We start from the raw sequence: 26,074 nt of genomic DNA, 5'->3' as shown, positions 1-26,074 counted from the left end.
TATTTTCTTATCTAATTTAATTGCCTTTTTTGCCAGCCCTTGTCAATATGTATTTCCAATGAAGCAAGGAGGCCGCGGCCAATGACCAACCTGAAAACGTGCAATGTGCTCATCATCGGGTCGGGCCCGGCTGGCTATACGGCGGCTATCTATGCAGCCCGCGCGAACCTGCAGCCGGTTGTAGTGGAGGGTCTGCAGGCGGGGGGACAGCTCACATCCACAACCGATGTGGAGAACTACAGCGGCTTCGCTGATCCCATTCAGGGGCCATGGCTCATGGAGCAGATGCGTCAGCAGGCGCTCAATGTGGGGGTTGAACTGGTCGGCGATATCGTGACCGGGATCGACACCTCAACCCGGCCATTTAAATGCACAACCGATAGCGGCCTCACCTATGCGGCCCGAACAGTGATCGTCTCGACAGGCGCCCAGGCAAAATGGCTCGGGCTCGACAGCGAGGCCAAATTCAACGGCCGCGGCGTATCGGCCTGCGCAACCTGCGACGGCTTCTTCTTCAGGAACCGCCGGGTTGCCGTTGTTGGCGGCGGCAACACGGCTGTCGAAGAGGCGCTGTACCTGTCAGCGATCTGCAACGAGGTCGTTCTCGTGCATCGCCGCGATACGCTGAGGGCGGAAAAAGTGCTGCAGGATCGTCTGCAAGCCAAAGCCAACATCTCAGTGGAATGGAACAAGCGCGTCGATGAAATCCTCGGCGACGACAATGGCGTCAACGCTCTTGCCCTTCGCGACACCCGCACCGGCGCGCAATCCCGGATCGAGGTCGATGGTGTATTCGTCGCGATTGGCCATAGCCCCAGCACCCAGTTGCTGACCGGCAAGGTGGAAATCGACAATGACGGCTATGTGCTGACCGAGCCAGGCACGACTCGCACGAGCCTGCCCGGCCTCTTCGCCGCCGGTGACGTTCAGGACAAGACCTATCGCCAGGCCATAACCGCAGCGGGCACGGGCTGTATGGCCGCTCTTGATGCCGAACGCTTCCTGGCCGGCGTCGCTCACTAGCCCCGATCCAGAAACCAACCACAATCGAGGAACCTGTCGATGTCTGTTCTTGAAATCACCGACGCCGAATTCACGGAGTCGGTCATCAATCAAAAAAGCCCTGTCGTCGTGGATTTCTGGGCCCCTTGGTGCGGTCCATGCAAGATGCTCAGCCCCATCCTGGAGCGCTTTGCCAGGGACAGCGACGACGTCCGCGTCATCAAGATGAACATCGACGAGTGCCCGGGCACGATCGAACGCTACAACATACGCTCCGCGCCAACCCTGATGCTTTTCAGTCAAGGGGTGGTCGTGGACACTCGGGTCGGCGTGATGACCAAAGCTCAATTGGCCAATTGGGTCGCCAGCCGCTAGCGAATTCCTCCTGCCCTTCTCCACGTCGCTTTGCGATTCGAACCCGACCAGCCTCCATGGATGCGACGACCGCTTTGAGGTGACGCTCAGGCGGTTCACCACACCTGCATCAACTCAATCGCACATGCCCAAGGGTCGATGCAAAGGCACAATTCGCCCTGCATCTTCTCCGGTTTTTAGATAAGTAACTTATATTATTGACAGAAGCACTAAGGCTTCCTACCCTTTTCGATGGTTGTGTGAGGGACCCCATATCCGGGTCCTTTCGCGTTGGTCGCCACAAGGCCGCCTGGGAGGAAGATCATGGTTCAGTTTCATATCATGCCGGAGAAAACGGCACTGCTCGGTGTCGATCTGCAGAACTGCTTTGTCGAGGGTTCACCAATCGCCGCTCCGGCGGGACCGCAGGTGGTCACATCCCTCAATCGGCTGGCATCAAAAATGCGAGACGCGGGCTGCCCAATCATCTGGACGCGCCATGTGGTTCGGCCCGATCATGCCAATGTGGGCACGCTGGGAATGACGGTGGAACCGGTGCAGCATGGCGTCATCGACGAAAACGCCCCCTCCTCGGCACTAAGCAACCGCGTCGACCGGCACGACACCGACATCCTGTTGCTGAAGCCGCAATTCGGCGCCTTTTATGGCACCGACCTTGAAACCATCCTGCGTTCAAAGGGGATAGATACGGTCGTCATTGGCGGTATCGCCACCAATTTCTGCTGCGAGACCACAGCCCGCGAAGCACACGCCCGCGAGTTCAAAACGATCTTCCTGAGCGATGGCACGGCAACCTTCGACATGCCGGATCTGGGCTATGGTCCCGTCTCTGCTGCAGATGCCCAGCGAGCGACCTTGGGCGCACTCGCATTCGGTTTTGCGGAAATCGCTTCCGTCGACAATGTAGCAAGCCGCATCTGATCAACAGGACAAAGCCGCAGGCCGGCACATACTTTCATCGACTGCTTTCATGTCATTTCAAACGCCGGCCGACCATCGCCGGCTGCCTCTGAACGCTTGCGGTTTGAAACCGCGGCGCCCTATTCAGGCAGCCGGCTACGACCCGGCCCAGGCAGCCGTTTTAGTCGGCGAGGTCCAGGATCTCGATCCGGAACGGTTCCGGTGCGGGAGACGAACCCTGGGGGTTCGGGAGCCGATCAAGCTGACCGATCAGCACATAGGCTTGTCCGTCATCGATCGAAACAGCCGTCGGTGCGCGCAGGTCTGTGGCCAGAACCTCAACCTGAGCCTCATGACCTGAGACCGTGACCTTCACCAACCTTCCGGCGCTTTCGGCAACAAGAAACGTGCTTTCGTTCAAGAGCGCCAGCCCGTCCGGTGCGAAGAGCGGTTGGCTCAACGCAAGTGGAACAGCATCGCCGGGCACGCCATTGGGGCCCATGGGAATGTGATAGAGTTCACCGCTGTTGAACTTGGCCACAAACAGACCGTCGCTGGTATGGACGATACCGCTCAGGTTGAACCCCTCGCCTGTGAATCTTTGATCCAGCAAGATCGGTGTAAGTTCGGTTCGATCGGGCGAGAGCTTGAGGACGCGCGGAACAAATGAATCCGTGACATAGACCTCGCCATCCTCGGAGATGGCAATATCGTTGCACAGCCCGCCGCCCGGCAGTTCCCATCGCCCGGTCAGTGATTTGTCAGATACATCGAACGCCAGAAGCGCTGGAGACGAGGCCCCGGCAAACTCGTTCATGCCGAGATCCGAATTGCAGGCAAAAAGGGTCGTCCCGTCCGATGACAGTTTCAGTCCGCCCACCGAGATCAGACCGTGCTCCCCTCGGGCAACAAAATCCTCTATCTCGCGCTCCGGCGTGACATAGAGAATTCTGGCTTCGAGCACGCTACTGACATAGACACCGCCAGCTTCGTCAATCGCCAGGCTTTCTGGAAACAACGTCTCTCCGGGCAAGGCGATCTGATCCAGCTCATCGGAAAGTCCGAGGTTGGAAATCGTCGCAGCAGCCAAAAGGCCGACCGCGATGGCTTTTAGTCTCAGGTTAGGTATCGGCACGTTCTATCCTCTCTGCCGCTTCGGTACTTTTTAAACTTTGGCCAGGAATTCGTTGATCCAGCCGGCCGTCAATTCCGGATTGTCGAGCCAGGGAATGTGGCCGGCATTCGGAACGACCTCGAACCGGGCGTTGCGCATCTGTTCAGCGACATGCCGGCCTTGTTCGACCGAGCCATAGGTGTCGCGCTCGCCCCAGATAACCAAGGTGGGCTGCGGCAATGCCGCAATGTCCTCAAGGCTGATGCCGGCGCCGGGGACGGCCCCCTGTTCGTCTATGCAATGGGAGATCAGCGCGTGAAAATCGCGCGCGAAGTACGGCCTGCACTTGAGTGCGGCCAAATAGTTCAACATCACCGGGGGAATTCGGCCCCGCTCGAGCGCATCGCCGTGACCTGTCAGTCTCAGCTTCTTGCGTTCCTCCTCAAGGTTCGGCGGATTGATATCGGCCAGCGCCGGCGGCTGCTTGCCTGCCGCCTGCAACATCAATTCCGGCGCCGAGGTGCCCGGGAATATGGCAGGCGTTCCGACAAGCGTGAGGGAGTTCACCCGGTCCGGATAGTCCGACGCGAACCACAAGCTCCAAAGCCCGCCCATCGAATTGGCGATGAGATCGCAGCTATCGATCTCCAACGCGTCCAGTGCCGCCCCGACAAATCCGCACGCATGCTGGTGCAGGTCAATTCCCGCGTAATCAAAGCGTGATGCCTGGCCGCATCCTGGGCGCTCGACCGCAATCAGGCGGCGATTGGCCAGATGCGGCAAAAGCGGCGCCCAATGACCTAGACCGCCCCCGCCCCCATGCAGAAGCAGGACGGGATCCCCCTCGCCGATTTCCCCAACCCGCGTGCGCATGGCAACCCCGTCCACTTCCAGTTCGAGTGCGCGCAGGCCTATGTCCGGCACAAGCGCTTCGAACATCTCCGCCTCCGCGGAAGCGAGGATCGAGAGTTCTGTCATTGCCAGTTTCCTCCAAAAGTCCCGGCGCCTTGATCCGGCAGCCCTAAACGGGCCGCCATGGTGCCCGCGCTGCGCAATTGCCGTGATCGACATCCGCTTGACATTCACTAAAGAATATAATTAGCTTATATAATCTAGAAATGCAACAGCGCAATTTGCGTCAAGGGAGGAACTATGTCGATCAAACTTTGGCAGGTCGCCGCATTGTCGGTGTCGCTCGCTTCATTCGGTGGAGCCGCAAACGCCGAGACCATCGAACTCACCATGTCCTCGTGGGTGCCGCCCACCCACTGGATCTATACCGAGGGCTTCTTGCCCTGGACGGAGCAGATCGAGGAAGTCACCGAAGGACGGGTCAAGGTCAACGTCTTGCCCAAGCCGATTGGCCCGCCGGCAGAACACTTTGATTTTGCCCGCAAAGGCCTCGTCGACATCACCTATGGCACCTACACCTACCAGCCTGAGCGATTTAAGATTTTCGAGTTCCTGGAGTTTCCGCTCGGCAACGCCGATGCAGCGCTCACAAGCGTCGCAGCCTGGGATGCCTTTCAGCGCCACCTGTCCGGCGACGAAACCCACGCCGACGTCCAGCTGTTGAGCCTGTTCATGATGGGCACTGGCGCCGTGCATCACAGCGAGAAGGTGATGGGCTCAGCCGAGGACTTTGCCGGACAGAAATTCCGCATGGGCGGCCCGGTACAAAAAGGAATCATTGACGGGCTGGGCGCAACGCCGGTTGCCGCTTCAGTGACAAAATCCTACGAGCTGCTGTCGAGCAAAGTCATCGACGGATCGCTCAACCCCTATTCAGACGTCGTTGGTTTCCGCATCGACGAGCAATTGCCCTACCACACGGAGATCCCCGGCGGTTTCTATGACGCCAGCATATTCCTGGTGGTCAACAAGGCGTCGTTCGAACGGATTTCGCCTGAAGACCAGTCAGCAATCATGAAGATTTCCGGCGCGGAACTCGCCCATCGAATGGGCACCGAGTTCACGGCCCGCAACGAGCGAGCGCGCGACCTCATGATCGAGCAAGGGGCGCGTGTCGAGCTTGCCGATGAGGCGCTGACCTCAGCCGTGCGGGATATTCGCGCGCAACTGGTGGCCGATTGGCTGAGCTACGCGAAGGACCGCGGCTACGACCACGCCGAGGATATTCTGAGCGAGTATTGGGCCGCCATTGGCGCGGAACCTCTGGAATAGGCCGAAATGCAGCCGGTCAACACCACCGGTCCCGTGGGCAGAATTGCCCGCGGGATCGACCTCACCCTAAAAATGGTTTCAAGCACATCGCTTCTGGTCATGCTTGGCATCAGCATTGCCGACGTCATTGCACGCTACGCCATGAACGCTCCGATCTACGGTGCTGCCGAGATGATCGCTCATTGCCTGGTGCTAACCGTGTTCTCGGCAATGCCCATTGTGAGCGCTGAACGCCGCCACATCACCGTTGACCTGCTGGAAGCAAGCATGCCGCAGCCGGTCGTGTTGGGGACCAACCGTGTGCTGGACCTTGTGAGTGCGGGTGCACTCTTTGCCCTAGCCTACGCGATCAATCAGCTCGGGACCGATTTTCACGATCTGGGCGACGTTTCGGTCGAACTCTCAATTCCCAAACACTTCGTTGCATTTGGCATTGCGGCCATGAGCTGTCTGGCGGGCGCCGCGCTGGCGCTGCGCGCCCTGTTCTATCCGGACCGTCCAGTATCCCCCACCCAATCTTCGGAGCCTAGCGAATGACATCGGGCCTTATCGCCTTTGCAGGTTTGCTGACCCTCATCTTTGCGCGCGTGCCGATCGCCTTCGCCATGATCATTGTGGGGTTTGTCGGGCTGGCCATGCTGACCAATCCCACAATCGCACTCGGCCTTCTGGCCCAATCCGGGTTTGACGGGGCCCTGAGCTACGAACTGTCGATCATTCCGCTGTTTGTCTTGATGGGCAATCTGGTCGCGCGGTCCAAAGTTTCCGAAGAGCTTTATACCGCCTGCAACACCTTTGTCGGCCATCGCAAGGGCGGGCTGGCCATGAGCACGATAACCGCCTGTGCGGGCTTCAGCGCCATATGCGGGTCCAGCTTTGCCACCGCATCCACCATGGCCCGCGTGGCCATGCCGTCCATGCGGAAATACGGCTATGATGACGGGCTTGCCACTGGCGTGATTGCGGCCGGCGGAACCTTGGGAATACTCATCCCCCCAAGCGTCGTGCTGGTCCTTTACGGGGTGATGACCCAAAGCCATATCGGCGAGTTGTTTATCGCCGGCATCATCCCTGGCATTCTGGGCATCGGCCTTTACCTGCTTGCAGTGCGCGTCACGATAATGCGCAACCCGGCACTGGGACCGTCTGCTCCGCGTAGAGACTGGTCAGAGCGCATGGCCTCCCTCAGAAGCATCTGGCCAATCGTTGCGCTTTTTGTGTTCGTGATCGGCGGCATCTATGGCGGCTTGTTCACCCCGACCGAAGCCGCCGGCATCGGCGCGGCATGTGCCTTGCTGATTGCGCTCATGCGGCGTCAGCTGACCTGGCCAAAGTTCAAGCAGATCGTCGTTGAAACGACCCTGACCACCGCCTCGCTTTTTGCGCTTTTAATCGGCGCGACCCTGTTTGCCAATCTCATCAACTTTTCAGGCATGTCCGAGCAGCTGCTGGCACTCGTCACCGATGCTAGCCTGGAAAACTGGCAGGTGTTGTTGGCGATCCTGCTGATCTATCTGCTGTTGGGCTGCGTGATGGATTCGATGGGCATGATCCTGCTGACCGTACCGCTGTTCACCCCCGTGATCGCCGGCATGGATATGAGCCTTATCTGGTTCGGCATCGTAGTCGTTGTGGCGACCGAGATCAGCCTGATCACGCCACCGGTGGGCCTCAATGTCTTTGTGCTCAAAAACGTCGTGCGCGACGTACCGATCGGGAAGATCTTCCGTGGCGTCACCCCGTTCTGGATCGCGGATGTCGTGCGGCTGCTGCTGATTACTTTCCTACCCGCGCTGAGCCTGTGGCTGCCGGCAATGAGTGGCTAGGGCTCTTCGCCCAGCGACCTGTGCGCAACCGAACCCGGCTCCAATTCATACAATCTCATGAGTTTGATTGCGGGGGCAGGATTTGAACCTGCTACCATGAGGGTACTAGGTTTCTGGCCGGAACCAAGTCCGGCGGCAGTACGCGAAGCACGAAACTACGCTAGGTAGCGCGGCCCGCTGTTCCCTGCCTTAAACCACTGATGGCCACTTGCCCTGTTCAGCGCAGGGTGAGCACCGGAGAAATCGATTTACCGCGTACCGCAGGTTGGAAAATTGAAACGGCAGCGGCACATGTCCGCCGCCGGTCGGTCTTGCCGGTTGATTCCGGTCAAACTATGCGCCGCATAGGATTGGCGGGGCCCATAGGCCCCGCCGGTTTCGTGTCGATTCTGAGGGCGATTACTCGGCCATCTTGATCGATGTATCCAGGAAGTCGTTGGTGTAGGCAGCGTTGATCTCGAAAGGATTTTCGAGATCAAAATAGGTCTGCACCATTTCGTAGTCGGCAGCCATGCGCTCGCCGTTGAACGCTCCGAGGGCAACCGTCCTGGTGGTTTCGTCGGACATCAATTCCTTGATCCGGTTCCACTGATTGCGCTGGTTCTCTTTGTCCAGGCCGGAAACGTCGGCCATCAAGGCGTCAAGGCAAGGATCCTCGTTTTCCACGCACGACGCGAATGCACGCTGGGTGACCGCAACAAAATTGGCGATGATTTCCGGATTGGCGCGCAGATAATCCCCATTCACGATGACCGAGTTGCCGTAAGGATTGATACCGATATCGCGCCAGGCGACAAACCCCAGGTCGTCGCCGAACGCCTGAAGTTTGAGGTCGTGCTCGTTGTAGAAATCGCTGGTGATATCGATCGCGCCGCTCTTGAGCGAGGTCAGCTTGGCCTGTGGCGACACATTGATGAACTCGACGGAATCCGGCTCGATACCAACGGTTTGGGCAAACAGCGGCCACATGACCCGCGACGCATCGGCAGGCGGATTGCCGATGGAGTGACCGGCGAAGTCTTCCGGCCCAGTGATCCCGCTTTCCTTGAGCCAGTAGAAGCCCTGAGGAGAGTTTGCATAAACAGCCATCACGGCCACGGTATCTGCGCCCTTACCCTTCGCAAGCAGCGTGGTTGCGAGATCGGCCACACCGATCTTCGAAGCTCCTGCACCGACCCGCTGCGCAGCTGCGCCGGAACCGCGACCTGCTTCGATGGTCAGGCTGATGCCGACTTCATCATACCAACCCTGGGACTTGGCGTAGAAGTACGGCGAATGATCCGCTGTCGGCACCCAGTTGAGAACGAGATTGATGTCCTCCGACGCCACTGCCGGCGTGGTGGCCATGGCGACCAGCGCAATGGCGAACATCTTTCGTGAGTTTTTCATAAACATGCGACCCTCCATTGTAACGCATTTCGCGCCAGACATTCTTCGCGCAAGCATCCGGGCGCTGGTCAATCATAAGCAAATCCGATATAATCAGTCAACTAGTTGGTTATTTGCACGAACGAAGGGGTAATTGATGGGCTCGACTGACATAAGACCGCGCACGAAGACACCGCAAAAGCGGGATCGGGCAGCCACGTCGGAAGCTCTTCTGAATGCAGCAATTGCTGAGTTCGCCGAACATGGCTTTGCCGGCGGCCGCGTCGACCGGATCGCTGACTCTGCTGGCGTGAACAAGCAGCTCGTTTACCACTACTTTGGCAACAAGGATGAGCTGTACCAGGCAGCGCTCGAAAAGATCTACACGGACATCCGCAGCAAGGAAGGCGAGCTTCACCTCGCCGACCTTCCTCCTCGCGCGGCCATGGAAACGCTTGTCGGATTCTCGTTCGACTACCTGGCTGAGCACCCGGAATTCATTGCCCTGATCGGCGACGAAAACCGCCTGGACGCGCGGCACCTGAAGCAATTCACCGGTATAGTGGAACTCCACTCCCCGCTTATCCAGTTGATCGAACAGACCATGAAACGCGGCGCCGAAGAAGGTATATTTGACGACCGCTTCGGCTCGGTCGATCTCTATCTTTCCATAGCGGGCCTGTGCTTTTTCTTCTTTGCGAACCAGAACACGCTTTCGGTGATCTTTAATCAGAAGATGACGTCTGGCGCCCAGGTCGCGCGACGCCGACAGCACGTCGTCGATTTCGTCATCTCAGCTATCTCAGTTAAGTAACCAACCAGTTGGTTGACAGCTGGAAGATTCGTTTGTAACGTCCGGCAAGACACGGGGAGGCGACGCGCATGTCTGATACGAACCTCACTACAGAAACTCCCGATCTGACCGAGCGAAGGCGACAACAGACGCAGCAGCGCGTGATGACGGTGCTGTCCCATCTGGGCGCGCTCGCGGCATGGGAAGCGGCCGTTCGGTTCTGGGATGTGCCCACATTCATCCTGCCCGCGCCGTCCGAGATTGCCGTTACTCTTCTGGATCCCCGCTACGACTGGATCGGCAATGGGTGGACGACCGCGATCGAGATCTTGGGCGGCTACGCCCTGGCCGTCGTGCTCGGCATTGTGTCAGCGTTGCTGTTGTCGTGGTCGCGAACACTGAACGCCTTCGTGTTTCCGCTGATGGTGACGGCGAACATGATCCCGAAGGTTGCTCTCGGACCGCTGGTTATCGTGTGGTTCAGCTATGGCGTGCAAACCAACATACTGATCACGTTTTCGCTCTGCTACTTCCCAATATTGCTGACTGCCTCTCGCGGCCTGAAGGAAATCGAACCCGATCTTCTCGACCTAGTCCGTACCCTCAAGGGAACCCGCTGGCAGATGTTCCTGTACATCCAGCTGCCTGGTGCCCTGCCCTACATCTTCTCCGGCATGAAGGTCGCGACGATCCTTGGTGTAGCCGGTGCAATCGTCGGCGAATTCATCGCTTCGGGCCGCGGACTTGGCTATCTGATGATCCAGGTTCAGGCCTCGCTCGATACACCTGCCATGTTCATGGCCGTGACCCTGATCACCCTGATCGGCATCCTGCTCTACATGGCTGTGCTGCTGGCCGAAAAACTCATTGTTCCAACCGATGCGAGAATGTCATGATCCCCTCGAGCGCGACCCTGATGCAAAACGATCTGCCCGACGGCTTCGAGGATACAGAGGCGCTGGACGACTTTCTGACGCGTCCGACAGAGGCGCTCCGTACCGACCTGCAGTCAATCGATGGCGACATCATGGTTCTCGGCGTAGGCGGCAAGATGGGCCCGACTCTCGCGCGACTTGCGAAAAACGCCGCGCCGTCCAAGAAGGTCATCGCCGTCTCCCGCTTTTCCAGTACGGCAGCACGTGCCGGGCTCGAAGCCCATGGCGTTGAGACGATCCCCTGCGATCTGCTGGACGCCGAAGCCGTGAACGCTCTGCCCAAGGTGAAGAACATTATCTTCATGGCGGGCCGCAAATTCGGATCTGATGGTGATCAGCCGCAAACCTGGGCTTCCAACGCAGTAATGCCGGCGATGGTTGCGGAAGCCTTCAAAGGGTCCCGTATCGTCGCGTTTTCTACCGGCTGCGTATACGCATTCACCAATGTCGACGGCACTGGCTCGCGTGAGGGCGACCCCCTGGCCCCTCCGGGAGAATACGCCAATTCCTGCATCGCACGGGAGCGCATATTCGAATACTTCTCGGCCAAGCACGGAACGCCCGGCGTTCTCTTCCGGCTCAATTATGCAATCGATCTGCGCTACGGGGTTTTGCACGACATAGCGGTACGCGTAAAAGACGGCCTGCCGGTCGATGTATCCATGGGGCATGTGAACGTGATCTGGCAGGGTGATGCGAACGCACTTGCACTCAGATGCCTGACCCGCGCCGAAGTGCCATCGATGCCACTCAATATTACCGGCGGCGACGTCGTTCGCGTGCGCTGGCTGGCCGAGCGGTTCGGCGCGATATTCGGGCGCGACCCGATCATCGTTGGGACGGAAGCCGAGACCTGCTGGCTTTCCGACGCGCGAAAGGCCATTTCCATATTCGGAGCGCCGACCGTCGATCTTGAGAAGATGATCGACTGGACCGCCGATTGGGTTGCCCGCGGCGGCACGTCCCACAACAAACCGACCGGATTCGAAAATCGCGATGGCGCATTCTAAGTTCCAGATCGCGCCGCTGAGGGCGACGCAACGGGATGCGGCGATGGAGCTGAGCCGCGAAGCGGGATGGAATCAAACCGCTGACGACTGGCAGGCGTTTCTCGATCTGGGCGAGGTGTACCACATAGAGCGTAACGGCTGCATCGCCGCCACCGCCGCGATCATGCCTTATGGCGGAAAATATGCCTGGATCAGCATGGTGCTTACCAGAACGGAAGCACGCGGACAGGGATATGGCACTGCCCTCATGCACCATTGTGTGGAACGTACCAGAACGGCCGGCTGGTCGGCGCTGCTGGACGCGACGCCCCTAGGCGAGCCGATCTACCGCAAACTCGGATTTCGTCCAGTTACCGCCTGGACTCGCTGGCGGGGCAAGGGAAGAGGCCTATCCGGGCGCAAAGGTTCACCTGACACCGCCGGCGCGCTCACTCGCGACGCCCAGTGTTTCGGCGCTGATCGGTCCGGGCTGATTTCGCGATTTGTCGACCGCACCGGTTTTTGTGTCAGCACAGACGACGCCTTTTGCTTCATGCGCGACGGAGATTTCGCACATCAGCTCGGCCCACTTGGCGCGCTGACAGAGGCAGGCGCGCTCAAGTCGTTTGAGAGCGCCATCAGCTTCACTGGCGGCGACATTCTCGTGGACGTCCCTGACAATGCAGGCCTTGCCGACGTGCTGACGGATTTTGGATTTGAGCGCCAGCGCCCGCTGCTGCGCATGGCGCTTGGCGAAGTGCCCGAAGCCGTGGCGCCCTGGCGGCACTATGCGCTTGCAGGACCGGAATTCGGATGATGATCGAGGACTTGAAGATGCCATTTGCGCAACTACCCGACGCACAGAGGAATATCCTGCAGAAAGGTGCGGTCATACCTGCGCATCCATTGGCACTGGACTCCAGGCGCCAATTGGATGAGCGGCGCCAACGGGCTCTGTCTCGCTATTATATCGACGCCGGCAGCGGCGGGATGGCGGTTGGCGTGCACACCACACAATTCGCAATCCGCGAGACGGGTTTGTACGAGCCGGTTCTGCGCCTAGCCGCCGATGAAGCACAGACCTGGACGGACCGCCCCCTTGTTCTTATCGCGGGCGTTGCCGGCGAAACCGAGCAGGCCGTCAATGAAGCGCGCACTGCATCCGAGCTCGGATATCATGCCGTGCTCGTCAGCATGTCGAAGCTGAAGGGCAAAACTCATTCCGAACTGATCGACCACTGCCGCGCCGTTGCCGCCGTCATGCCGATCATCGGGTTCTACATGCAGTCGGCCGTCGGAGGCCTGCGGCTCGACTATGACTTCTGGCGTGCATTTTGCGACATCGAAAATGTTGTCGCCATCAAGGTCGCTCCGTTCAACCGCTATCAGACCCTTGAGGTTCTGAGAGCCGTTGCCGATGCACATGCCGAAGATAGGATCACACTCTACACGGGCAACGACGACCACATTGTCGCCGACCTGATGACTCCGTTTCAGGTCCCACGCGATGACGGGATTGTCACACTTCGGTTTCGAGGCGGCCTGCTTGGCCACTGGTCGGTATGGACGAAGTCGGCCGTCGACCTGCTGGACAGCATTCACGGCGCGGACGCCCATCACCCCATCGATCCGGAACTCCTTGGACGCGATGCACGTGTAACCGATTGCAACGCCGCGTTTTTCGATGTGGCGAACAATTTCCACGGCTGCATAGCAGGCTGTCATGAAGTGCTCCGTCGCCAGGGCCTGCTCGAAAATGTCGTGTGCCTAGACCCCGAAGAGGGTCTCTCGCCGGGACAGGCAGAAGAAATCGACCGCGTCTGCACCTCGCATGCAGACATTTCGGACGACGCATTCGTCTCAAGCAATCTGGAAAAGTGGCTTTCCCAATGATTGAAGAACTTCAGCAAAACGTACACGCCCAGCCACCGCTGGTGACGCTCAAGAACGTCCAAAAGGTATTCCAGAGCGGCGGCAAAGACTTTGTGGCGGTCAAGGATGTAACCCTAACGATCGAAGCAGGCGATCTCTTATCGATCGTCGGACCGTCGGGTTGCGGGAAGACGACCGTCCTGAAAATTCTGGCTGGCCTTTATGACGCATCCGGCGGTTCGGTGCAGATCGGTCCGGAAGGTGCCGGGTCGGTTGCAGGCCACGATGTTGGCATGGTGTTCCAGCAGCCGCTGCTGCTGAAATGGCGCTCCATTATCGACAACGTATTGTTGCCGGCCGATATTCTCGGCCTGCCCCGCAAGGAAGTGCGCGAACGGGCGCACGATCTCCTTGCAATGGTCGGACTGAAGGACGCGGCCGACAAGTATCCGTATCAGTTGTCGGGCGGGATGCAGCAGCGGGCAGCGATTGCGCGCGCGCTTATTCACGACCCGAAGCTTGTCCTGATGGACGAGCCGTTCGGTGCACTCGACGCGATAACGCGCGAGAAGATGAACCTGGAACTGCTGCGCATCCGCGAGCAAAGCAACAAGACGTTTATCGTCGTGACACACGGGATCCAGGAAGCCGTATTTCTGGGCTCCCATTGTGCGGTGTTGAGCGCAGGCCCGGCGCGCATGGCTGACTATTTCGCCATCGATATCGACTATCCCCGTCCCCTCAGCGTGAAAACGTCGCCCAAGTTCGGCGCATATGTGGAACGGATCTACGACAAGCTGGACATGAGCGCCTAGCCGCCGCTTGCATTCCGCCAGTGCCGTCGCAATCGACGAGGCCGGTAAGACACGGACCGGCGGCTGTTATTACCAAGCAGCGCGGTAGATCGCGAGTGCATCCTTTTCGGTCACTTCGCGCGGATTGTTCACCAGCAGCCGCGTCTGGTTCATCACGTCGCGTGCAAGTGTCGGCAGCACGTCTTCGCCGATGCCGACATCGCGCAGTTTCTGCGGCAGGCCGCAACGTTCGGAAAGATCCGCCAGCGCCTGGCAGAACGCCTCCGCCCGCTCCTGCCCCTCGAATTTCGCAAGTTCCGGAAACGCATGAGGAGCGAGTTCGGCATAAGGCTGGTGCGCGACCTTGGTGTTGAAGCGCAGTACATGCGGCAGTACCAGCGCATTGGAAAGCCCGTGCGGCACGTGAAAATGCCCGCCAATTGGGTAAGCCAGCGCATGCACCGCCGCGACCGGCGAGTTGGCGAACGCCTGGCCGGCCATCATGGAGCCGAGCAACATGTCCGAGCGCGCTTCGATATTGCTGCCCTCGAGCACCGCGATTTCGATGGACCGCCCCATCAGCGACAGCGCCTCGGTGGCGAGCTTGCGCGAAATCGGATTGTTGTTGGGGCTGGCCGACGCATAGGCCTCGATTGCATGCACCATAGCGTCGATGCCGGTCGCGGCAGTCACATGCGGCGGCAGACCGAGCGTAAGTTCGGGGTCAAGCAAAGCGATGTCGGGCAGGATCACCGGCGAAACCACGCCCATCTTCTCGTTGGTGCCGGTGGTGACGATCGATATCGGCGTGACTTCGGAGCCCGTGCCCGCGGTCGTCGGCACAAGGATCAGCGGCAGCCGCGGCCCTTTCGCATTGCCGACGCCGTAGACGTCCTCGAGGCTTTCACTGCCTCCGGCAAGAAGTGCCGTAAGCTTCGCGACGTCGAGCGAAGAACCGCCGCCAACCGACACGACGCCGCTCGCCTTGCAGTCGCGGGCAGCCTGCGCGGCTTCCAGCACGACCGCCTCAGGCGGGTCGGCCTCGACCTTGGTAAATTGCGTGACCTCGATGCCGGCTGCTTCCATCGCAGTGACCGCGCGCCCGACAATGCCGGTTGCGACCATGCCGGGATCCGTGACCAGGAGCACGTTGCCGCTCATGCGCTCCCGCGCGATCGAACCCAGCGTGTCGATCAGGCCGGCACCTAAGCGGATGCTCGGCGAGGTGTTGAATGTGAACGGTTTCAAGTCGTTCCTCCCCAGAGTGTCTGAGCCCTATCCGCGCGCCGAAATCAGCGCCTTCAGGTCGAAAGCGGGATCGCCGGCCTGCTGTGGCGTCAGTTCGATGCCGCTGCCGATCAGCTTGCGCGCCGCCATGTGGTCGGCCGGGCTGTTGACCGACTCCACTGCCACCAGTTCCTCGCCATCATACAGAAACACCGAAAACCGGCTTTCGTCTGCCCCCCTGCGTATGATCCCGTTTAACCCGGGACGCGACAGCCCGGCAATCTGCAGCCGCGCGGCGCCCTGGATCGACCAGAACCATGGCAGCGCGGCATATGGTTTCGTTTGCCCGGTGAGCCGCCCGGCCACGCAGCGCGCATGATCGACTGCGTTCTGCACCGCTTCGAGCCGCGCCATGCCGCCGAGATGGACGGAGGGATAGGCTGCGCAATCGCCGATTGCGGATATGGCCGGGTCGCTGGTCACAAGATGCTCGTCGACCAATATGCCGTTCGCCACCTCCAGTCCGCAGGCCTCTGCAATATCCGTGTTGGGCTGCACGCCTGCCGCGAGCAGAACGGCATCGGCTTTCACCGTGCCCCCGCTGGAAAGCTGCACATCTGCGCCGCCGTTGCCCTGATCCACGGCAGCAACCGACGTTGAAAGGTGTACTGTGCTCCCCTCGCCCCGATGATGCGCGAGAAACCACTCCGACATGGGCTCCGAAACCGCACGCTGCATCAGCCGCGGCGCCATTTCGATCACATCGACTCCAATGCCCATGCCGCGCAACAGGCTGGCGGCTTCGAGCCCGATGAACCCCCCGCCGACAACCGCGATATGCGTGGTGTTCGGAAGCGCCTGCACGATGCGGTTGGCATCCGCCAACGTGCGCAGTTCCAGCACGTTCGGGTGAACGAGCCCGGGCACCGGCGGCTTGCGGTTGCGCGCGCCGGTGGCAAATACAAGATGGCCATAAGTGATGCTGGTGCCATCCGAGAGCGCGACTGAGCAGCTTTCCCGGTCGACCGCCTCGGCTTTCACGCCAAGGCGCAGGTCGATTGCATTGTCGGCATAGAAATTCTCGGGCTTCAGAACCAGCGCCGGAGTATTGGCGGCACGCTTGATATAGTCCTTGGAGAGCGGCGGCCGCTGATACGGCAGGTCCGGCTGATCGGAAATCAACGCGATGGAACCTGAATACTGGTGCTGCCGAAGCGCGGCAGCCAATTCCACTCCGCCATGCCCCGCACCGATGATCACCACGTCGAACGAGGACTGCGTCATGCGTATTTGCTCCGTCGATGGCGCCGGTCTGCGCATGGCGCTAGGTCGGTCACGCACTCCACTGTGTCAAGGCGCATCTTGGCACTGGGCCAGCCATTGCGCCTTGTTTCGCCCCACCAAGGCGTGAGATAACACCGGCAGGAGGAGGCACTATCCGGTATCGCACCGGACGGGCCTGTTTAGTTGTATTTCGGGTATTAATATGGTCAGCAGCACCCAGCACGCCACAACCGGCGCAAGCGTTCACCCTTTGCCGGGCGCAGTGCCGCCTGCCCCTCGGGAAGCCGAAGCGGCGGAGTTGGTCCGAAATCCGGGAATGCCACTCGATCATGGTGTTCTGGAAGCGATGCGCGCCGTCAACCGCAGCGCGCTCGAGCGGCGCGTTGCAACGCTTGCCAAACGCCGCTCCATCAAAGGCGACAATCAGGCCGCGTGGTTGCTGCGTTCGATATCTCTCATGGATCTGACGACACTGAACAGCGACGACACGCCCGAGCGCGTCCGCCGTCTGTGCGCCAAGGCGCGCAACCCGCTGCGTCCCGATCTGGTCGACGCATTGGGCCTGCGGAACCACCCGATCCGCCCTGCGGCTGTTTGCGTCTACCACCCGTTTGTCGCGACCGCAGTCGAAGCGGTCAAAGGAACCGGCATTCACGTTGCTGCCGTCTCCACGGCCTTCCCGCACGGTCTGTCGCCGCTTGCGACACGCATTGCAGAAATCCGCGCTTCGGTCGCCGATGGCGCCGACGAGATCGATGTCGTGATACCGCGCGGACTTGTGTACGAAGCCCGCTGGCAGGAACTTTATGACGAGGTCGCAGCCTTCCGCGAAGCCTGCGGCGAAGCGCATCTGAAGGTCATCCTCGGTACCGGCGACCTCTCCACACTGCGCAACGTCATGCTGGCGTCGATGGTCTCGATGATGGCGGGCGCGGACTTCATCAAGACCTCGACCGGCAAGGAATCGGTCAATGCCACCTTGCCCGTCGGCCTCACCATGGTGCGCGCCATACGCACCTATCTGGACCTGACCGGCTATAAGATCGGGTTCAAGCCGGCCGGCGGCATCTCCACCGCGAAAGCATCGCTCGACTGGCTGGTATTGATGAAGGAGGAGCTCGGCCGCCGCTGGCTCGAGCCCGACCTGTTCCGCTTCGGCGCATCCAGCCTTTTGACCGACATCGAGCGCCAGCTCGAACATCACCTGACCGGCCGCTATTCGGCCAATTACCGCCACGCAATGGCGTGACGCTGGGAGCATAAGCGTGAATATTATCGAGCGCTACGACGCTATGGACTATGCGGCCGCACCGGAATCGCGCGCCGAAGCCGACGCCTGGCTGGCAGGACGCGACCTGACGAAATCGCTTTTCATCGGCGGTGAATGGAATGCCGCCAAGAGCGGCAGGACATTTACCGTGCTTGAGCCTTCCAGGGGCACGGCACTTGCCGAAATTTCGGAGGCCGGCAGCGCGGATGTGGAAGTCGCGGTCGCCGCCGCACGCAAGGCACTGCCCAAATGGCAGAAGGCCGGCGGCTATGCCCGCGCCCGCGTTCTCTACGCCATTGGCCGCGCCATGCAGCGCAACGCCCGGCTGTTCGCGGTGCTGGAATCGATCGACAACGGCAAGCCGATCCGCGAAAGCCGCGACATCGACGTGCCGCTCGCCATCCGCCACTTCATCCATCATGCCGGCTGGGCGCAGCGGCTCGACAAGGAGTTTCCCGACCATACGGCGGCGGGCGTCGCTGGCCAGATCATCCCCTGGAACTTCCCGCTGCTGATGCTTGCATGGAAAATCGCGCCCGCGCTCGCCGCCGGTTGCACGGCGGTGCTGAAGCCGGCCGAGTTCACGCCGCTCACCGCAATCCTGTTTTCCGAAATCTGCGAACATGCCGGCGTACCCAAGGGCGTGGTCAACATCGTTCACGGCGGACCCGAGGCCGGCGAAGCGATCGTCAACCACCCGGACGTCGACAAGATCGCCTTCACCGGCTCCTCCGAAGTGGGCAAGATCATCCGCCGCGCGACCGCCGGCACCGGCAAGAAGCTGTCGCTCGAGCTTGGCGGCAAATCGGCTTTCATCGTGTTCGAGGATGCAGATCTCGATTCGGCTGTCGAAGGTCTGGTCGACGGCATCTGGTTCAATCAGGGCCAGGTCTGCTGCGCCGGTTCGCGGCTTCTCGTGCAGGAGGGTATTGCCGAGGCGTTCCTCGCCAAGGTGAAAACCCGCATGAGCCGCCTGCGGCTCGGCGACCCGCTCGACAAGAACACCGATATCGGCCCGCTGGTCGACACGACCCAGTTGGAGCGCGTCTCGGGACTGGTGGCGCAAGGTGCGAAACAAGGCGCCACCTGCTGGCAGCCGGACAATGAACTGCCGGGCAGCGGCTGGTATTTCCGCCCAACGCTGGCGATGAATGTCGCGCCCGCCAACATTCTGGCGCAGGAAGAAGTGTTCGGCCCGGTTCTGGCGGCCATGACCTTCCGCAATACGGCCGAGGCGATCGAACTCGCCAACAATACGCGCTACGGCCTTGCTGCCTCCGTGTGGAGCGAGAACATCAATCTCGCGCTTCATGCCGCGCCGCAGCTGAAGGCCGGCGTGATCTGGATCAACGGCACCAACATGTTCGACGCCGCCTGCGGCTTCGGCGGCTACCGCGAGAGCGGCTTCGGGCGCGAGGGCGGCCGCGAGGGCATGTTCGAATACCTCGCTTTGAAGTCGAAACCTTCCACACCGCTCAAGGAGAAGGCGGAAGGCAAGGCTGAGGAACCGGTCTCGGCCGACTTCATCGACCGTACGCCCAAGCTCTTCATCGGCGGCAAGCAGGTGCGGCCCGACGGCAACTACGCCTACCGCGTTTATGACGCGAAAGGACGGCTTGCCGGCGAAGCGGGTCTCGGCAACCGCAAGGATATCCGCGAGGCCGTGGCCGCTGCGCGCAAATGCACCACGTGGCCCTCCGCAACTGCGTTCAACCGGGCGCAGGTGCTCTATTTCCTCGGCGAAAACCTGTCGGTGCGCGCAGACGAATTCACTGCCCGGCTGATATCCCTCACTGGCGCTTCGGCCAAGGCGGCACGCGCGGAGGTGGATGCCGCGGTCGAGCGGCTCTTTGCCGCCGCCGGTATGGCCGACAAATTCGAAGGCGCCGTTCACCAGCCGCCGTCGCGCACCGTCACGTTGGCACTTCACGAACCCCTCGGCACGCTCGGCATCGTGCTGCCGGACCAGAACCCGCTACTCGGTTTCGTCGGCACGGTCGCGCCGGCGCTGGCCATGGGCAACACAGTGGTAGCAGTGCCGTCGGAACGCTGGCCGCTAATTGCCACCGATCTCTACCAGATCATCGAAACTTCGGACGTGCCTGCCGGTGCGATCAACATCGTAACGGGCAAAAGCGGCGAACTCGCCCGCGTACTCGCCAAGCATGACGATTTGGACGGTCTGTGGGTGATCGCCGACCAGGAAACCTGCAAGGCGGTCGAGCTGGAATCGGCAGGGAACCTCAAGCGGGTTTGGACCACCGGCGGACGCCTGCCCGACTGGGACGCCGGCGATGGCGCACTCGACCCCATGCTGCGGCGCTCGGTCGAAGTGAAAAACGTCTGGGTGCCTTACGGCGACTGATCCGGTTTCGGGACAAGAGGGAGACTGCCGGTGGGCGAAATTGTCCTGCACAACTATTTTCGCTCATCGACCTCATATCGCGTCCGCATCGCGCTGGCCCTGAAGGGCATCGACTACCGATATGTGGCGCACAATCTGCGCACCGGCGAGCACCGCGAAGAAACTTATCTCAACGTCAATCCGCAGGGCCTGATGCCAGCACTCGTGTGGAGCGACGGCACGATGATCGCGCAGTCGCTCGCCATTCTGGAATTTCTGGACGAGGTGCATCCCGAGCCGGCGCTCCTGCCGTCCGATCCGCATGGCCGCGCCCGCGTTCGCATGATTTCGCAGATGATCGGCTGCGATATCCACCCGGTGAACAATCTGCGCGTGCTCAACGAGCTGCGCAAACGCTATGGCGCCGACGACGCCGGGATCGCCTCATGGTTCCGCCATTGGGTGAACGCCACATTCGAGCCGCTGGAACACATGCTTGCAACCGAAAGCGCGACCGGTCGTTTCTGCCACGGCGACGATGTGACGATCGCCGATCTATGCCTTGTCGCGCAGGTGACCAACAACGCCCGCTTCGAGGTCGACATGGCACCCTACCCGACCATCTCGGCCATCAACGCCGCGTGCATGGACATGCCCGCCTTCGTCGACAGCGCACCGGCCAGGCAGCCGGACGCCAGCTAGACGTCAAGCGGCAACCAGCAAGGTCAGCGTGTCGACCACAAGGGCAGGCTTGTCTTCACCTTCGATCTCGATGGTGTTGGCGCGCCGCATGAGATACTGCCCTGCCCCTCGCTCCTCGAAGCCTGTGAGCGTGGTGCGCAGCCGCAGCCTGGCGCCGGGCCGCACCGGCGCGAGAAACCGCAGCCTTTCGATGCCGTAATTGATCGAAGAATGCACGTCGGCCGGTATCCCGCCGAGTTCGTAGGATAGTGCCGACAGCAGCGACAGTGTCAGAAATCCGTGGGCGATAGTAGTGCCCGTCGGCATTTCGCGCGCTGCACGATCCGCATCGACATGAATCCACTGATTGTCGCCGGTGCATGCCGCGAACTGATCGATCATCGGCTGGTCGACCGTTATCCAGCTGGAAACGCCAAGTTCCTGCCCGATCCGGCCGGACATCCCGGCAAGCGTAATTCCGTCATGCTCTTGCGCTTTGTCCAGCACGGTCAATCTCCTGTTTGCCGGCGCGTCTTGCGCTTTCGCCTGCGAACATGCAAGCCCGGTCACCCATGTGCTGCCGCTGTCAAAGTTGACAGATAGAGACTAGATTTATTCTGGAACTGTTCTAATTTATGGTCCGATGGTCGACATCAAAGTGAGGAACCTATGCGGCTGACCCGCCAAACCAACTACGCGATCCGGATCCTGATGTATTGCGCTGCCAATGAAGGGCGGCTCAGCAGGGTGCCGGAGATCGCGGCCGCTTACTCGCTTTCAGAACTGTTTCTGTTCAAGATTCTTCAGCCGCTGGTGGAAAACGGACTGATCGAAACGGTGCGTGGCCGCAAAGGCGGCATCAGGTTGGGCAAGCCGGCGTCCGAGATCACGCTTTTCGACACAGTGCGCGTAACCGAAGACAACTTCGCCATGGCGGAATGTTTCGAGGACGGCGCGACCGAGTGCCCGCTTGTCGATTCCTGCGCGCTCAATGAGGCGTTGCGCAAGGCACTTGGCGCGTTCTTCGAGGTACTGGAAGGATACACCATCGCCGATCTCGTTGCCGCGCGGCCTTCGATCCGCAACCTGCTCGGTATCGAAGCGATGGAAGTCGCGGCGTCAGCCTGAAGCGACGCCGCAACGCCTGCGGGAATTCCAGGCTATTTGTTCAGGATGAGTTTGCCCTGCCGGGTGATTTTGAGCCGGTAGACGAATTCGCCGTGTTCGATCGCAATCTCGCGCCGCCCTTCGAACAGATTGCTGCTCGAAAGTGTACGCACAGGCTGCGGCTTGAGAGCCGAAAAGTTCTTCAGCGGCTGGGATGGGTGAACGATGTGCACTGGGCCGGACATATGACTTCCCCGTTTTCGGTTGGCATGCCGACTGCGATAAGGTGACATTCACAGTCATCTTATCGCTACAATAGCTGATAGTTTCAGTCAACTTTATGCACCACTACTCCGCAGCGGCCAGAAGGCTGGCATTACCGCCGGCCGCGGTGGTGTCTACGCAGGTCGCGCGCTCCAGCGCATAGGCTTCCGCTTCGATCGGCTCCGACACAAGGCGTACAATCGGCCCTTCGCGCTCTGCCAGGGCCTGCCGCACCGCGCGCAGCGCCTCGCCTGTGGCGGCATAGGCCACGACATCGATATCGAGCCCCGCTAGCTGGCTGTGCTCGAGTGTACCGTCGAATGCAGCGACAGGCAGATCTTTACCCATGAGCAGGGAAAGCGCCGACGAAGCACCGGGTGCGACCGCAACGACCGCGTTGCCGGCGGCCAGCGCCTGTACGGCCTGCGCCATCAACGCTCCACCGTCCGGACCGAGGCAAAGAACACGTCCGCGCGGATGCAACGCCAGCGTATTCGCTTCGCCGGTCGGTCCGGGCAGATCGATGGGGCCGAAATCGACCGCTGCGGCTGCCGCGATTGCTTCGGCTGCCTTGCCGCGTAGCAGCTTTCGCAACGTAACGATGCGATCGCCGCGCATCGCCCAGCCATCGTCTTCGGCGTTCGGCAATTTGCCGGCGGAAATGGCCGCAGCGCCGCCGTCGGCAGCCGCTGAAGCATCGACGGTTCCGCCCCCTGCCTGCTTGCGGAAGCGTTTCAGATAATGCGGCCCGCCGGCCTTGGGGCCGGTACCCGAGAGCCCCTCGCCGCCGAATGGCTGCGCCCCGACGACCGCACCGATCTGATTGCGGTTCACATAGAGATTGCCGGCGCACACCCGGTCGATCACGTGCTGCACGCGCGCGTCGATGCGGGTGTGCAGCCCGAAGGTGAGCCCGTAACCGCGTGCGTTCACCGCCGCGATCACCTTGTCGATCTCATCCGCCTCAAACGTCGCGACGTGAAGTACAGGGCCGAAGATTTCGCGCTCCAGCTCCTCGATGCCCGAAACGCGGAAAAGATGCGGCGCGAGGAAATGGCCGCCCTGAGGCGCTTCCAGCTTCTCGACCAGCTTGCCGGCTTTGGTAAGCTCTTCGCAATAGGCTGCAATAGCAGCATTGGCTTCGTCGTCGATCAGCGGTCCGACATCGGTCGAAATCCGCCAGGGGTCGCCAACCGAAAGCACCTGCATGGCGCCGCGCAGCATGCCGATCACCTTGTCGGCCACGTCACGCTGGACGTAGAGCATGCGCAGCGCCGAACAGCGCTGGCCGGCACTCTGGAAAGCCGAGGCAATGACATCGCGCACCGCCTGTTCGGGCAGCGCGGTGGAATCGACGATCATCGCGTTGAGGCCACCGGTCTCGGCAATCAGCATGGCATCGGGCACAGCGGTTTTGGCAAGCTGCCGCTCGATCGCGCGCGCGACCTCGACCGAGCCCGTGAAGCACACGCCGGCAATGCGCGGATCAGCCGTCAGCGGCTGCCCGACCGCAGGCCCGTCGCCCGGCAGAAGCTGGATAATGTCGGCGGGAACACCGGCCTCGCGCATCAACTCCACCGCGCGATGCGCGATCAGCGGCGTCTGCTCGGCAGGCTTGGCGATGACGGCGTTGCCGGTCACCAGTGCCGCTGCTATCTGGCCGGCGAAAATTGCCAGCGGGAAATTCCACGGCGAGATACAGGCAATCACACCGCGCGCCGCACTGTCCTTTTCCGCACCTGCCGCACCGGCTGCGTAATAGTGCAAAAAGTCCACCGCCTCGCGCAGTTCCGCCACTGCATCAGCGAGCGTTTTGCCCGCTTCGCGCGTGGCAAGCGCCAGGAATTCGCCGGTGTGCTCTTCGTAAAGCTTGGCGATATTCGACAACAGCGCCGCGCGGTCTGCGACAGGTCGTTGCGCCCACGACGTTTGGGCTTTTAGCGCTGCATCGACGGCTGCCGTAACATCGGCGGCGCTCGCTTCGGCTATTGTGCCGACCACATCGCTGACATTGGCCGGGTTCAGCACCTCGCGCCCTTCGCCGGCCTTGCCCTTGCGCGCCGTGAGCGGCGCCCCCTGCCAGCGATACGGCGCGGCAAACGGCGCCATCTGCGCCCCGAGCGCGCTCAGCGTTTCGGTATAGGCGATGTCGAAACCGGCAGAGTTGGGCCGCTGCGGGTGGAAAATGTCCGCGGGCATCGGGATCGCTGTGTTGTGCGCCGAGGCGTTGCCAAGCACCTGCTCCAACGGGTCGGCGGCAATCTGCTCCGGCTGAACATGTTCATCGACGATCTGGTGCACGAAGGAGGAATTGGCGCCGTTTTCGAGCAGCCGCCTCACCAGATAGGCAAGAAGGTCTTCATGCGCGCCAACCGGCGCATAGATGCGGCAGCGCGTTCCTTCGCGCTTGCGCACGGTCTCGTGCAGCGCCTCACCCATGCCGTGCAGGCGCTGAAACTCAAATACATCGCGATCCTTGCCTGCCATGTTGAGGATGGCGGCAACGGTGTGCGCATTATGCGTAGCGAATTGCGGATAGATGCGGTCCGTCATGCCGAGCAGCTTGCGTGCACAGGCAATGTAGGAAGCGTCGGTGTTGGCCTTGCGCGTAAAGACCGGATAGCCCGGCAGGCCCAGAACCTGCGCACGCTTGATCTCGGTGTCCCAGTAGGCGCCCTTCACCAGACGCACCATGATGCGGCGGTCTAGCTTTTCGGCAAGCGCATGCAGCCAGTCGATGACGAACGCCGCGCGCGGACCGTAGGCCTGCACGACAACGCCGAAACCCGCCCAGTCCGCAAACTCCTCGTCGGACAGAACCTGCTCGATCACGTCCAGCGAAAGGTCAAGCCGGTCGGCTTCTTCGGCGTCGATATTGAGTCCCATGCGCGCATTGTGGGCGGCATGGCAAAGCGACCTCAGCCGTTTGACCATGACCGGCAGCATGGTCTCCTTCTGCGCCAGCTCATAGCGCGGATGCAGCGCCGAGAGCTTGACCGAAATGCCCGGATTTTTGCGGATGTCGTTGCCTTCTGAGCCGCTGTCGAGTTCGGCAATGGCGTCGGCATAGGCCTTCCAGTAGCGCTTGGCATCAGCCTCGGTGCGCGCCGCCTCACCCAGCATGTCGTATGAATAGAGATAGCCCTTGGCGCGCGCCGACGCACCGTTCTTGCGCGCCTCCTTGATGTTGCGGCCAAGCACGAACTGCTCGCCCAATTCGCGCATCGCGGTCGCGACCGCGCGGCGGATGACCGGTTCGCCGAGACGCCGCACAAGCGAGCGCAGCGTGCCTTCGATGCCGGCTTCACCCTCTTCCAGCACGCGGCCGGTCAGCATCAGCGCCCAGGTCGATGCGTTGACGAAAATCGACCCGGAATCGCCAATATGCTCCGACCAGTCGTGTGGCGCGATCTTGTCCCGGATGAGCTCGTCCACCGTCTCCGCATCAGGCACGCGCAGCAGCGCTTCGGCCAGGCACATCAGCGCCACGCCCTCACGGGTGGAAAGGCCATATTCGGCAAGGAACGCCTCCATGAGCTGCGGGTTGGTCGAACCGCGCACCGCGCGCACAAGGCCTGCGGCATCGGCCGAAATCGCTGCTCTGTCCTCGGCTGAGAGCGCGGCCATTGCGGCGAGCCGTGCCACGGCCTCCGTCTCGTCGGGCAGCGTGTTAGCGCGGATTGTCTTGCGCAGCTCGTTCAGGGCGGCAGTCATGGTGCGAAGGCTCCGGATTTGGGACTGACGT

24 protein-coding genes are annotated in these 26,074 nt (G+C 61.1%); 16 read left to right on the top strand and 8 right to left on the bottom strand.

Annotated features, from left to right (window positions below):
• The first annotated feature begins 81 nt into the window (after positions 1-81).
• From trxB to EP165_RS13985, 3 genes are all read left to right on the top strand, one after another.
• Entirely contained in the window at positions 82-1,023 is a 942-nt protein-coding gene (gene trxB, locus EP165_RS13995) for a thioredoxin-disulfide reductase (RefSeq protein ID WP_127523417.1), read from the top strand.
• A 39-nt stretch (positions 1,024-1,062) separates the two neighbouring features.
• Positions 1,063-1,377 (top strand): thioredoxin, encoded by a 315-nt coding sequence (gene trxA / locus EP165_RS13990; RefSeq protein WP_206075910.1) that lies wholly within the window; start codon positions 1,063-1,065, stop codon positions 1,375-1,377.
• A gap of 303 nt (positions 1,378-1,680) precedes the next feature.
• Positions 1,681-2,298 (top strand): cysteine hydrolase family protein, encoded by a 618-nt coding sequence (locus EP165_RS13985; protein WP_127523415.1) that lies wholly within the window; start codon positions 1,681-1,683, stop codon positions 2,296-2,298.
• A gap of 160 nt (positions 2,299-2,458) precedes the next feature.
• Here the strand turns inward: EP165_RS13985 and EP165_RS13980 are convergent, their stop codons facing one another.
• Together EP165_RS13980 and EP165_RS13975 are read right to left on the bottom strand one after the other, a co-directional pair.
• On the bottom strand, positions 2,459-3,412 hold the full coding sequence (locus EP165_RS13980) for an SMP-30/gluconolactonase/LRE family protein (protein WP_127523414.1): 954 nt from the start codon (positions 3,410-3,412) through the stop codon (positions 2,459-2,461).
• A 30-nt stretch (positions 3,413-3,442) separates the two neighbouring features.
• Complete coding sequence (locus tag EP165_RS13975) at positions 3,443-4,264, bottom strand: alpha/beta fold hydrolase (protein WP_281040015.1); 822 nt, start codon at positions 4,262-4,264, stop codon at positions 3,443-3,445.
• Positions 4,265-4,543: 279 nt separating this feature from the next.
• Between EP165_RS13975 and EP165_RS13970 the strand changes: the two genes are divergently transcribed.
• Genes EP165_RS13970 through EP165_RS13960 form a run of 3 tightly spaced genes read left to right on the top strand, consistent with a single transcriptional unit; the run spans position 4,544 to position 7,401 of the window.
• Positions 4,544-5,575, top strand: a complete 1,032-nt coding sequence (locus EP165_RS13970; protein ID WP_127523412.1) for a TRAP transporter substrate-binding protein — start codon at positions 4,544-4,546, stop codon at positions 5,573-5,575.
• Positions 5,576-5,581: 6 nt separating this feature from the next.
• Positions 5,582-6,112: a TRAP transporter small permease gene (locus EP165_RS13965; protein ID WP_127523411.1), complete on the top strand. Its 531-nt coding sequence runs from the start codon at positions 5,582-5,584 to the stop codon at positions 6,110-6,112.
• Positions 6,109-7,401, top strand: coding sequence for a TRAP transporter large permease (locus tag EP165_RS13960; RefSeq protein WP_127523410.1), 1,293 nt, complete (start codon positions 6,109-6,111; stop codon positions 7,399-7,401). The genes EP165_RS13965 and EP165_RS13960 overlap by 4 nt, the downstream gene beginning before the upstream one ends.
• Positions 7,402-7,800: 399 nt before the next feature.
• On the opposite strand, the gene EP165_RS13955 is transcribed toward EP165_RS13960, so the two are convergent.
• The gene (locus EP165_RS13955; protein WP_501981683.1) at positions 7,801-8,790 is read right to left on the bottom strand and encodes an ABC transporter substrate-binding protein; all 990 of its coding nucleotides are present in this window, start codon (positions 8,788-8,790) and stop codon (positions 7,801-7,803) included.
• Positions 8,791-8,926: 136 nt separating this feature from the next.
• Here EP165_RS13955 and EP165_RS13950 point away from each other — a divergent pair, with 136 nt between their 5' ends.
• The 6 genes from EP165_RS13950 (at position 8,927) to EP165_RS13925 (ending at position 14,173) form a co-directional block, all read left to right on the top strand.
• Positions 8,927-9,583, top strand: coding sequence for a TetR/AcrR family transcriptional regulator (locus EP165_RS13950; protein ID WP_127523408.1), 657 nt, complete (start codon positions 8,927-8,929; stop codon positions 9,581-9,583).
• A gap of 68 nt (positions 9,584-9,651) precedes the next feature.
• Positions 9,652-10,458, top strand: a complete 807-nt coding sequence (locus EP165_RS13945; protein WP_127523407.1) for an ABC transporter permease — start codon at positions 9,652-9,654, stop codon at positions 10,456-10,458.
• Positions 10,455-11,507 (top strand): NAD-dependent epimerase/dehydratase family protein, encoded by a 1,053-nt coding sequence (locus EP165_RS13940; RefSeq protein WP_245440145.1) that lies wholly within the window; start codon positions 10,455-10,457, stop codon positions 11,505-11,507. The genes EP165_RS13945 and EP165_RS13940 overlap by 4 nt, the downstream gene beginning before the upstream one ends.
• Entirely contained in the window at positions 11,494-12,303 is an 810-nt protein-coding gene (locus tag EP165_RS13935; RefSeq protein WP_127523406.1) for a GNAT family N-acetyltransferase, read from the top strand. Before EP165_RS13940 ends, EP165_RS13935 begins: the two co-directional genes overlap by 14 nt.
• The gene (locus tag EP165_RS13930) at positions 12,300-13,379 is read left to right on the top strand and encodes a dihydrodipicolinate synthase family protein (RefSeq protein WP_348629562.1); all 1,080 of its coding nucleotides are present in this window, start codon (positions 12,300-12,302) and stop codon (positions 13,377-13,379) included. Before EP165_RS13935 ends, EP165_RS13930 begins: the two co-directional genes overlap by 4 nt.
• Positions 13,376-14,173: an ABC transporter ATP-binding protein gene (locus EP165_RS13925; protein WP_127523405.1), complete on the top strand. Its 798-nt coding sequence runs from the start codon at positions 13,376-13,378 to the stop codon at positions 14,171-14,173. The genes EP165_RS13930 and EP165_RS13925 overlap by 4 nt, the downstream gene beginning before the upstream one ends.
• A 69-nt stretch (positions 14,174-14,242) precedes the next feature.
• On the opposite strand, the gene EP165_RS13920 is transcribed toward EP165_RS13925, so the two are convergent.
• Both EP165_RS13920 and EP165_RS13915 read right to left on the bottom strand, forming a co-directional pair.
• Entirely contained in the window at positions 14,243-15,400 is a 1,158-nt protein-coding gene (locus EP165_RS13920) for an iron-containing alcohol dehydrogenase (protein WP_127523404.1), read from the bottom strand.
• 27 nt (positions 15,401-15,427) lie between these two features.
• Complete coding sequence (locus EP165_RS13915) at positions 15,428-16,663, bottom strand: NAD(P)/FAD-dependent oxidoreductase (protein ID WP_127523403.1); 1,236 nt, start codon at positions 16,661-16,663, stop codon at positions 15,428-15,430.
• 202 nt (positions 16,664-16,865) lie between these two features.
• Here EP165_RS13915 and deoC point away from each other — a divergent pair, with 202 nt between their 5' ends.
• Genes deoC through maiA form a run of 3 tightly spaced genes read left to right on the top strand, consistent with a single transcriptional unit; the run spans position 16,866 to position 20,979 of the window.
• A complete protein-coding gene (gene deoC, locus EP165_RS13910; protein WP_127523402.1) occupies positions 16,866-17,912 on the top strand; it encodes a deoxyribose-phosphate aldolase in 1,047 nt (348 codons plus the stop codon).
• Positions 17,913-17,928: 16 nt separating this feature from the next.
• Positions 17,929-20,298, top strand: coding sequence for an aldehyde dehydrogenase family protein (locus EP165_RS13905; RefSeq protein ID WP_127523401.1), 2,370 nt, complete (start codon positions 17,929-17,931; stop codon positions 20,296-20,298).
• 30 nt (positions 20,299-20,328) lie between these two features.
• Entirely contained in the window at positions 20,329-20,979 is a 651-nt protein-coding gene (maiA, locus tag EP165_RS13900; protein ID WP_127523400.1) for a maleylacetoacetate isomerase, read from the top strand.
• Positions 20,980-20,982: 3 nt separating this feature from the next.
• Here maiA and EP165_RS13895 read toward each other — a convergent pair whose 3' ends face one another.
• Positions 20,983-21,420, bottom strand: a complete 438-nt coding sequence (locus tag EP165_RS13895; RefSeq protein WP_127523547.1) for a MaoC family dehydratase — start codon at positions 21,418-21,420, stop codon at positions 20,983-20,985.
• Between the two features lie 207 nt (positions 21,421-21,627).
• On the opposite strand from EP165_RS13895, the gene rirA reads away from it, so the two are divergent.
• A complete protein-coding gene (gene rirA / locus EP165_RS13890; protein ID WP_127523399.1) occupies positions 21,628-22,086 on the top strand; it encodes an iron-responsive transcriptional regulator RirA in 459 nt (152 codons plus the stop codon).
• Positions 22,087-22,118: 32 nt separating this feature from the next.
• On the opposite strand, the gene hemP is transcribed toward rirA, so the two are convergent.
• Together hemP and putA are read right to left on the bottom strand one after the other, a co-directional pair.
• Positions 22,119-22,310 (bottom strand): hemin uptake protein HemP, encoded by a 192-nt coding sequence (hemP, locus tag EP165_RS13885; protein WP_127523398.1) that lies wholly within the window; start codon positions 22,308-22,310, stop codon positions 22,119-22,121.
• Between the two features lie 103 nt (positions 22,311-22,413).
• A complete protein-coding gene (gene putA / locus EP165_RS13880; RefSeq protein WP_127523397.1) occupies positions 22,414-26,043 on the bottom strand; it encodes a bifunctional proline dehydrogenase/L-glutamate gamma-semialdehyde dehydrogenase PutA in 3,630 nt (1,209 codons plus the stop codon).
• Positions 26,044-26,074: the final 31 nt, after the last annotated feature.

Source organism: Mesorhizobium sp. Z1-4, assembly GCF_004000235.1.
In the GTDB taxonomy this organism is placed as follows: domain Bacteria; phylum Pseudomonadota; class Alphaproteobacteria; order Rhizobiales; family Rhizobiaceae; genus RCIO01.
Note: the sequence above shows the minus strand (reverse complement) of the source record. Positions and strands in the feature narration are given on the sequence as shown.

Excerpts from the sequence above, each read along its gene's own strand:
- EP165_RS13895 (WP_127523547.1), bottom strand. The coding sequence starts at position 21,420 with ATGTCCGGCCGGATCGGGCAGGAACTTGGCGTTTCCAGCTGGATAACG.
- hemP (WP_127523398.1), bottom strand. The coding sequence starts at position 22,310 with ATGTCCGGCCCAGTGCACATCGTTCACCCATCCCAGCCGCTGAAGAAC.
- EP165_RS13975 (WP_281040015.1), bottom strand. The coding sequence starts at position 4,264 with ATGCGCACGCGGGTTGGGGAAATCGGCGAGGGGGATCCCGTCCTGCTT.
- EP165_RS13985 (WP_127523415.1), top strand. The coding sequence starts at position 1,681 with ATGGTTCAGTTTCATATCATGCCGGAGAAAACGGCACTGCTCGGTGTC.
- rirA (WP_127523399.1), top strand. The coding sequence starts at position 21,628 with ATGCGGCTGACCCGCCAAACCAACTACGCGATCCGGATCCTGATGTAT.
- EP165_RS13950 (WP_127523408.1), top strand. The coding sequence starts at position 8,927 with ATGGGCTCGACTGACATAAGACCGCGCACGAAGACACCGCAAAAGCGG.
- putA (WP_127523397.1), bottom strand. The coding sequence starts at position 26,043 with ATGACTGCCGCCCTGAACGAGCTGCGCAAGACAATCCGCGCTAACACG.
- EP165_RS13925 (WP_127523405.1), top strand. The coding sequence starts at position 13,376 with ATGATTGAAGAACTTCAGCAAAACGTACACGCCCAGCCACCGCTGGTG.
- EP165_RS13970 (WP_127523412.1), top strand. The coding sequence starts at position 4,544 with ATGTCGATCAAACTTTGGCAGGTCGCCGCATTGTCGGTGTCGCTCGCT.
- trxB (WP_127523417.1), top strand. The coding sequence starts at position 82 with ATGACCAACCTGAAAACGTGCAATGTGCTCATCATCGGGTCGGGCCCG.
- EP165_RS13915 (WP_127523403.1), bottom strand. The coding sequence starts at position 16,663 with ATGACGCAGTCCTCGTTCGACGTGGTGATCATCGGTGCGGGGCATGGC.
- EP165_RS13955 (WP_501981683.1), bottom strand. The coding sequence starts at position 8,790 with ATGAAAAACTCACGAAAGATGTTCGCCATTGCGCTGGTCGCCATGGCC.
- EP165_RS13965 (WP_127523411.1), top strand. The coding sequence starts at position 5,582 with ATGCAGCCGGTCAACACCACCGGTCCCGTGGGCAGAATTGCCCGCGGG.
- trxA (WP_206075910.1), top strand. The coding sequence starts at position 1,063 with ATGTCTGTTCTTGAAATCACCGACGCCGAATTCACGGAGTCGGTCATC.
- EP165_RS13935 (WP_127523406.1), top strand. The coding sequence starts at position 11,494 with ATGGCGCATTCTAAGTTCCAGATCGCGCCGCTGAGGGCGACGCAACGG.
- EP165_RS13945 (WP_127523407.1), top strand. The coding sequence starts at position 9,652 with ATGTCTGATACGAACCTCACTACAGAAACTCCCGATCTGACCGAGCGA.
- EP165_RS13960 (WP_127523410.1), top strand. The coding sequence starts at position 6,109 with ATGACATCGGGCCTTATCGCCTTTGCAGGTTTGCTGACCCTCATCTTT.
- EP165_RS13940 (WP_245440145.1), top strand. The coding sequence starts at position 10,455 with ATGATCCCCTCGAGCGCGACCCTGATGCAAAACGATCTGCCCGACGGC.
- EP165_RS13930 (WP_348629562.1), top strand. The coding sequence starts at position 12,300 with ATGATGATCGAGGACTTGAAGATGCCATTTGCGCAACTACCCGACGCA.
- deoC (WP_127523402.1), top strand. The coding sequence starts at position 16,866 with ATGGTCAGCAGCACCCAGCACGCCACAACCGGCGCAAGCGTTCACCCT.